The sequence below is a fragment of the uncultured Chitinophaga sp. genome (assembly GCF_937874145.1).
In the GTDB taxonomy this organism is placed as follows: Bacteria; Bacteroidota; Bacteroidia; order Chitinophagales; family Chitinophagaceae; genus Chitinophaga.
In genome coordinates this window covers 1-6,783 of the sequence record NZ_CALNBI010000069.1, presented here as the reverse complement: position 1 = coordinate 6,783, position 6,783 = coordinate 1, and the positions used below count along the sequence as shown (strand labels likewise).

Genomic DNA, 6,783 nt, shown 5'->3' with positions numbered 1-6,783 from the left:
TTCCGCGATGGTGGTGAACTGCGCGCGGGCCGTACCGGCACAAAGCGCCAGCAGGCTGAGGATAATGGTTTTCTTCATAGGACAGGGAGGCGCAAAAAGGCCTACACAAATATAACATATTTGTAATAAGAAACGGCTTATGGAGCGTTAAACGCTACTTTTTAGTTTTACGGCGCGATGTTTTCACCGCTGTTTTATCGGCCGCTTTCCCCTCACTTTTCATTCTGATCATTTCGTTTAAGTCAATGGATGGAATCCAGTATTTTCCTAAAGGAAAATGCCCTGTAACCCCGGCGATGAATGTGCGCAGGTAACTGATTGTCATGGTCAACCCGGAATTCACCAGGTGTTGCAACTTTTCTGCCTGTACTTGTGATGCGTCTTTAAACCTGAACACCCCCATGGTTTCTGCAAACAGCATATACCCGGGTTTGGGAGTGCCTTCTGCCGGTTTGTTGATGCTTGCCTTCACCAGGATTCTTGTTAAGCCATCGTCAGCTGTCCTGACGGCAAAATCCATATCAACTTCGTACGCGTCGAACAATTCCTGTATGCCACTTGCTACTTCGGAGGGATTGGCGGCATAATGAAAGTTGATGATCGCCAGGTCAACGAGTTCAAGCGGGGATGGCTGTATCTTCATAGTTTAGCGCTACGTTTATCAGTAAATTATCTTCTTCATACATATTCACATTCTCCCGAACGGGATTCATTGCCAGCACCTTGCACGCCGCGTTATGTTTACGCAACTCCAAAGCATGACGGTTGAATGCCTCATTCATACTTTGTTCGTATTCATCCGGCAGGCTGGAAGAGATATCAAACTCGAATTGCAAAGCCTTGCAGAAACGGGCCAGTATTTCCATATTGGGAAGTTTGTCGCCCCGCATGAGCTGGGTAATATAACTGGCTGAAGTGTTGACTTTTTTGGCAAGCTCTTTCCGGCTAAGCCCTTTTGCTGCTGCCGCTTTATCCACGAAATGCATGAATTGCGCGCCCAGTACATGCGCTTTATGGGCAATCAGTTCTTCTTCATTCTCAATGTTGAATACCTCGTCCCAGGTTAAATTATTTTGATTGGGGCCTGATGTCATATTCATATTGTTTAACAGTTTGAATCAGCGAATTTTCAGCATGGCTATTCCGTTGGTTCTTCTTCTTTTCCAACAATTCCGAGGCGATGATAAAGCACGTTCCGTTTTCCCCTTTCTGCTCTTTGCAGTATATACGGATATTCTGCCCGCCTTTGAACATGATCATCGCAAATACGCCGTCAGCCTCCTTTTTGAATTGTTCCGAATTGGTTTTATTCAGCAAAATCAGCTCTACGATATACCTGAACTTAGTGATCCTCATGCTATCCGTTTGCAGAAACTGCAGGATATGATGGCTGTTAGCGTCGTCTATGCACACTTTCCTCCTTGTGGAAGCATTCGATTTAAATTCGGTAGCGGTACGTTTGGCCACAAAATTAAGCTATTGGTTAATTATCAGCAAGCCATTCATCATATCTTCCAAAAACTAACCGGCCGTGTGTGATGTGGACTTAACTGTTTTGATTGCAAGAAACCGGCAATATTCGGTATAGCATTCCGCTAGTGTTGCTATGCATTTGTTAATGGATAATTGCGTTTTCCGTTAAATAAGAAACCCCGGCAAAAATGCCGGGGCCGGACTATATAGTAGTGTCAAATGAGATTACATGCCTTTTTGCACCCGGAGGTTTTTGAGCATATCGGCCGTCATTTTCTCCAGGTCGAACTCGGGTTTCCAGCCCCAGTCGGCGGTGGCCAGTTCGTCGTCGATACTTTGCGGCCAGCCGTCGGCGATCTGTTGCCGGTAGTCGGGCTCGTAGCTGATGGAGAAAGTAGGGATATGTTCGCGGATGGCGCCGGCGATCTCTTTGGGCGAAAAGCTCATGCCCGACAGGTTGTAACCGGAGCGGACGGAGATCTTCGCGCTGTCGGCCTCCATCAGTTCGATGGTGGCGCGGATGGCGTCGGGCATATACATCATGGGCAGGTAGGTGTCTTCCGACAGGAAGCACTTGTAGCTGCCTTCCTCGAGGGCTTCGTGGTAGATTTCCACCGCGTAATCGGTGGTGCCGCCGCCGGGGGCGGATTTATAGCTGATAAGGCCCGGATAGCGCAGGCTGCGCACGTCGATACCGTAACGGGTATTATAATATTCGCACCAGCGTTCGCCGGCGAACTTGGAAATGCCGTAAATGGTGGTGGGTTCGATGATGGTGTGCTGCGGTGTGTCGGCCTTGGGGGAATTGGGGCCGAATACCGCGATGGAGCTGGGCCAGTAGATTTTGTCGAGCCCTTCTTCCTTCGCGATGTCGAGCACGTTGAGGAGGCTCGCCATATTGATGTGCCAGGCCAGGAGCGGGTTCTTTTCGCCGGTGGCGCTGAGGATGGCCGCCAGCAGGTAGATCTGGGTGATGTTGTGACGGATCACCAGCACGTGCAGCATCTCCTTGTTCATCACGTCCAGCGAAACGTAAGGGCCGGAGCCCTTCAGCAGTTCGTGCTCCTCCCGCAGGTCGGATGCTATCACGTTGGAATCTCCGTACATCTTGCGCAGGGCCAGCGTCAGTTCTACGCCGATCTGACCGCAGGCGCCAATTACCAGAATCTTGTCTTTCTTCATATACAGGTGAATAAAATGAGTCGCCAAATTTAACTTCAACCGGCAATATTACCGGAATTACCCTTCCAAACAATGACAATACTATAACAATTTGCGGGCAGTCTTGTTCCACTTCGTAACGGCTGCATCAGCCATGTCGATAAATAAGCCTAATTTTGCGCCGTGTTGCCCAAAAGGGGATCTTTTCAATTTGAACAAACAGGATAATCGACAGCAATGAAAACTTTACAAGCGCTTTTCAAAGAGCAATACCATCCCGAAAATTTCTTTCTCATAGCAGGCCCCTGTGTCATTGAAGACGAAGACCTGGTGATGGGCGTAGCCGAAAAGGTATCCGCCATGTGCAAACGCCTGAATATCTCCTACGTTTTCAAAGCCTCCTACCGCAAGGCCAACCGCACTTCCATCCATTCCTTCACCGGCATCGGTGATGTGGAAGGGCTCGACCTCCTGCAAAAAGTAGGTAAAACCTTCAACGTACCCGTTACTTCCGATATTCACTCCGCCGCCGAAGCCGCAATGGCCGCCGCGTATGTGGACGTACTCCAGATTCCCGCATTCCTCTGCCGCCAGACCGATATCCTGCTGGCAGCGGCCGACACGGGCAAGTTCGTGAACGTGAAAAAAGGACAGTTCCTAAGCGGCGAATCCATGAAATTCGCCGTGGAGAAAATCCGCCAGGCCGGCAACGAGCATGTGCTGCTCACCGAACGCGGCACTACCTTCGGGTACCAGGACCTCGTGGTGGATTACCGCAACATCCCCGTGATGAAAGGACTGGGCGCACCGGTGATCATGGACTGCACGCACTCGCTGCAGCAACCCAACCAGCCGGGCGGCGTAACGGGCGGCAACCCGCAGATGATCGGCACCATCGCCAAAGCGGCGATCGCCACCGGGGCCGACGGCCTCTTCATCGAAACGCATCCCGATCCGGCCTGCGCCAAATCGGACGGCGCCAACATGCTCCGCCTCGACCTCCTGGAACCGCTGCTGGAAGAGCTGGTACGCCTCCGGGAAGCCGTGTACAAAAAGTAATTGCAACAAGGCAGGGCCATCGCGGTTCTGCCTTTTTTACTTTTTATAATGCAGGATTTCCTTTATATTCATAGCACACTGATTCGAATTGCTAAGTTTTCAACCCAAAAAACACTGCACCATGATTCAATTGCATGATTTAAAGAAAGGCGATCTTGTGCTGGCAAAATACGAGGAACAGTTGCTGGAAGGGCCGGTGCTCCAGGTAGACCGCGAACTGGGCCAGGCCTGTGTGCTGAACGGCGAGCAGGAAAACTGGTACGAGCCGGCGGATCTATTTCCCATTCCACTCACCACCGAACAATTACTGAAGCTCAAATTCAAAAAAGCAGAAGAGCCCTCCGCTAACGGGAACGACGAAACGTATGTACGCGGGCCTTTTACCGTTACCCTCTACCACGGCGCCGATCCCCGCACCGTTTTGCATTACCGCGACGAAACGCGGAATATCGCCGGTTCGCTGATGGTCCACGAGCTCCAGAACCACTATGCGGGCATGACCCTCTTCCATCTCGAGTAAACATCTTCATTTGCATACGCAAAGGGTGGCCGGCAGCAATGCTGGTCACCCTTTCTTTTGCACTTTCCTTTCCTTCTGCCCTCTTTATGCCAAATCCCTGCGGGTTTCCCGCCGGTTTTTATGCCAGGCAAAAGTGCCGTTGACAGGGGGGGCCGCATATATGTCCTGCCTTTACCCTGCCTTTGCCATGCCTTTACCCTGCCTATATCCTGCCCCTTATAAAGGACAGGACATAGGCAAGATATATCCCTGACAAACCCGGGTTATACCCATCTTTCATCAGTAGCAGCCATACTGCGGCACACAATAAAAAGGAGGTTACCAGGCAGGTAACCTCCTTTTAGCGGGAAAATATAGTGTGGCGGAAGCCGCCGGGTTGATTATCTGAGTTGCAGGCGAACGGTGTCTACCGTAGTTACCTGGCCGAGCGTAACCGGCACGGCGTTTTTCACGGCGGGCAGGAAGTTGGTGTCTGTCGGCAGGAAATGCAGGTCGTAAGCGCCTGCCGGGATGCCGCGGATGAGGTAGCCGCCGCCGAGAGAGTAAGTGCTGGCGATGGTATCGGGGCCCTGGATGGCGAGTACGGCCGTTTGTACCGAATCGGGCAGCACGCCGCCGCGGATGTTGCCGCCTACGGCTTCGAGCACGGTGCGGATAACCGGTTTGAGGATGTACTTCCCGCTGTTGCCGGCTTTGACGATGGATTTGGCCACGTCAAAATCGAGGGTGAGCTTGTTGATGATACCGCCTACCACAGCCTGGTGGATGTTCAGTTTAAGGCCGGACTGCTGTGCGGAGGGGGTGGTCAGGTCGATCCGCTCGCCTTCGTTGGTAACGAGGTAGTTATTGTCACCCAGCGGCGTCAGCCAGGATGGTGTCGTGGTCGTTTACGAGTTCCAGGAGGTTGTAGGCGCCTGCTTTCACGCCTGCGAGGGGTACCCAGTTCTGGTCATCGGCATCGGAGGAGTTGATGCGGATTTCTTTCACGTCGATCCAGACTTCGGAGAAGTCCCCGGGATCGTCGGTGAGGGCGATCTGGAGGCGTGTTTTTTCGGGTGAACCGTCTGAATCCGAGTTGGAGCAGGCTGTCTGAGTTGCGATTCCGCCCAGCAAAAGGGTGCCAAGGGCGAGGTTTTTCCATGTGTTTCTCATGTTGATGGTTGTTTATGGTCGATAGGTGTGTTGCAGGTTCTACAAACTTCAGATGAATCTTCGGGCAGGGATGGCAATTTACGTGCCATTAAAGGGGAATACGGGAGTTGTGCGGGAAAAACCGGGATTATCGGTTACAGGTAGCGGAGCGGGTTTCTGCGGGCGTTGGTGATGTAATTTTTGATATTCATCCAGAACGCCAGTATCATGTACACGATCAGGGGCGAGCCCATCGTAAGGAAAGTTGCATAGATGAAGAAAATACGGATGCGGGACGTGGCTATGCCGAGCTTCTCACCAATGGCGGTACAAACGCCGAAGGTCTTCCACTCCACAAAATCTTTGACCTTGTTCATATATCAAATTTATTGCAATCCAGCAAATTTAACAAATGAATTTGGCACCGTTAACAACAGTTTTAACTTTAAAAAAAGTCCGGAATTGATTAACTTCGCCGTGCAAATTTTAATGTAACCGCTCTTAAATTATTTATTTCCATGGTGTTTGATATTGACATGATTAAAAAATTGTATGCGGCACTCCCGGGTAAAGTGGAAGCTACCCGTAAGTTGTTGGGCCGGCCGCTTACACTGGCAGAGAAGATCCTTTATGCGCACTTGTACGAACCGACGACTACACCGTACGAAAGAGGGAAATCCTATGTGGAATTTGCTCCGGACCGTGTAGCCATGCAGGATGCGACAGCGCAGATGGCCTTGCTGCAATTCATGACCTGCGGCCGTAACCAGGTTGCCGTACCGTCCACCGTTCACTGCGATCACCTGATCCAGGCGAAAACGGGCGCCGTGCAGGACCTTGCCACCGCGATCGACACCAACAAGGAAGTTTACGACTTTTTATCTTCTATCTCCGATAAATACGGCATCGGTTTCTGGAAACCCGGCGCCGGTATCATTCACCAGGTTGTACTGGAGAACTATGCGTTCCCCGGCGGCATGATGATCGGTACGGACTCCCACACCCCTAACGCGGGCGGCCTCGGCATGCTGGCGATCGGTGTTGGCGGTGCCGACGCTGTTGACGTAATGGCCGGCCTGGCATGGGAACTGAAAATGCCGAAACTGATCGGTGTGAAACTGACCGGCAAACTCAGCGGCTGGGCTTCCCCGAAAGACGTGATCCTCCGCGTTGCCGGCATCCTCACCGTAAAAGGCGGCACCGGCTGCATCGTGGAATACTTCGGCGAAGGCGCCGACTCCATGAGCGCCACCGGTAAAGGCACCATCTGTAACATGGGTGCTGAAATCGGCGCTACCTGCTCCGTATTCGCCTACGACAAAGGCATGTCCGAATACCTGAAAGCTACCAGCCGCACCGAAGTGGCGGAACTGGCAGACGGCGTTCGCGAACACCTCCGGCCCGACGATGCCGTGTACGCAGATCCCGCCAAATTCTAC

Annotated in this window: 10 protein-coding genes; 4 read left to right on the top strand and 6 right to left on the bottom strand. The window is 52.0% G+C overall.

The genetic code is table 11. The annotated features are described in order from the left end of the window. Positions 1–154: 154 nt before the first annotated feature. A complete protein-coding gene (locus Q0510_RS03205; protein WP_298708184.1) occupies positions 155–643 on the bottom strand; it encodes a hypothetical protein in 489 nt (162 codons plus the stop codon). Beyond that, positions 618–1,100, bottom strand: coding sequence for a helix-turn-helix transcriptional regulator (locus Q0510_RS03200; RefSeq protein ID WP_298708182.1), 483 nt, complete (start codon positions 1,098–1,100; stop codon positions 618–620). The genes Q0510_RS03205 and Q0510_RS03200 overlap by 26 nt, the downstream gene beginning before the upstream one ends. Before the next feature lie 34 nt (positions 1,101–1,134). Between Q0510_RS03200 and Q0510_RS03195 the strand changes: the two genes are divergently transcribed. Next, positions 1,135–1,539: a hypothetical protein gene (locus Q0510_RS03195; protein WP_298708180.1), complete on the top strand. Its 405-nt coding sequence runs from the start codon at positions 1,135–1,137 to the stop codon at positions 1,537–1,539. Positions 1,540–1,698: 159 nt separating this feature from the next. Here Q0510_RS03195 and Q0510_RS03190 read toward each other — a convergent pair whose 3' ends face one another. Further along, positions 1,699–2,655 (bottom strand): NAD-dependent epimerase/dehydratase family protein, encoded by a 957-nt coding sequence (locus Q0510_RS03190; RefSeq protein WP_298708178.1) that lies wholly within the window; start codon positions 2,653–2,655, stop codon positions 1,699–1,701. 216 nt (positions 2,656–2,871) lie between these two features. On the opposite strand from Q0510_RS03190, the gene kdsA reads away from it, so the two are divergent. Together kdsA and Q0510_RS03180 are read left to right on the top strand one after the other, a co-directional pair. Then, positions 2,872–3,693 (top strand): 3-deoxy-8-phosphooctulonate synthase, encoded by an 822-nt coding sequence (gene kdsA, locus Q0510_RS03185; RefSeq protein ID WP_298708176.1) that lies wholly within the window; start codon positions 2,872–2,874, stop codon positions 3,691–3,693. Positions 3,694–3,814: 121 nt separating this feature from the next. Continuing rightward, entirely contained in the window at positions 3,815–4,213 is a 399-nt protein-coding gene (locus Q0510_RS03180; protein ID WP_298708174.1) for a hypothetical protein, read from the top strand. 380 nt (positions 4,214–4,593) lie between these two features. On the opposite strand, the gene Q0510_RS03175 is transcribed toward Q0510_RS03180, so the two are convergent. From Q0510_RS03175 to Q0510_RS03165, 3 genes are all read right to left on the bottom strand, one after another. After that, the gene (locus tag Q0510_RS03175; RefSeq protein ID WP_366940982.1) at positions 4,594–4,980 is read right to left on the bottom strand and encodes a DUF4382 domain-containing protein; all 387 of its coding nucleotides are present in this window, start codon (positions 4,978–4,980) and stop codon (positions 4,594–4,596) included. A gap of 82 nt (positions 4,981–5,062) precedes the next feature. Continuing rightward, positions 5,063–5,365, bottom strand: a complete 303-nt coding sequence (locus Q0510_RS03170; RefSeq protein ID WP_298708172.1) for a DUF4382 domain-containing protein — start codon at positions 5,363–5,365, stop codon at positions 5,063–5,065. A gap of 134 nt (positions 5,366–5,499) precedes the next feature. Next, a complete protein-coding gene (locus Q0510_RS03165; RefSeq protein ID WP_298708170.1) occupies positions 5,500–5,721 on the bottom strand; it encodes a PspC domain-containing protein in 222 nt (73 codons plus the stop codon). A 141-nt stretch (positions 5,722–5,862) separates the two neighbouring features. Between Q0510_RS03165 and Q0510_RS03160 the strand changes: the two genes are divergently transcribed. Next, the coding region (locus tag Q0510_RS03160; RefSeq protein WP_298708168.1) for an aconitase family protein at positions 5,863–6,783 on the top strand (921 nt) is incomplete at its 3' end.

Excerpts from the sequence above, each read along its gene's own strand:
- Q0510_RS03205 (WP_298708184.1), bottom strand. The coding sequence starts at position 643 with ATGAAGATACAGCCATCCCCGCTTGAACTCGTTGACCTGGCGATCATC.
- Q0510_RS03200 (WP_298708182.1), bottom strand. The coding sequence starts at position 1,100 with ATGAATATGACATCAGGCCCCAATCAAAATAATTTAACCTGGGACGAG.
- Q0510_RS03195 (WP_298708180.1), top strand. The coding sequence starts at position 1,135 with ATGGCTATTCCGTTGGTTCTTCTTCTTTTCCAACAATTCCGAGGCGAT.
- Q0510_RS03190 (WP_298708178.1), bottom strand. The coding sequence starts at position 2,655 with ATGAAGAAAGACAAGATTCTGGTAATTGGCGCCTGCGGTCAGATCGGC.
- kdsA (WP_298708176.1), top strand. The coding sequence starts at position 2,872 with ATGAAAACTTTACAAGCGCTTTTCAAAGAGCAATACCATCCCGAAAAT.
- Q0510_RS03180 (WP_298708174.1), top strand. The coding sequence starts at position 3,815 with ATGATTCAATTGCATGATTTAAAGAAAGGCGATCTTGTGCTGGCAAAA.
- Q0510_RS03170 (WP_298708172.1), bottom strand. The coding sequence starts at position 5,365 with ATGAGAAACACATGGAAAAACCTCGCCCTTGGCACCCTTTTGCTGGGC.
- Q0510_RS03165 (WP_298708170.1), bottom strand. The coding sequence starts at position 5,721 with ATGAACAAGGTCAAAGATTTTGTGGAGTGGAAGACCTTCGGCGTTTGT.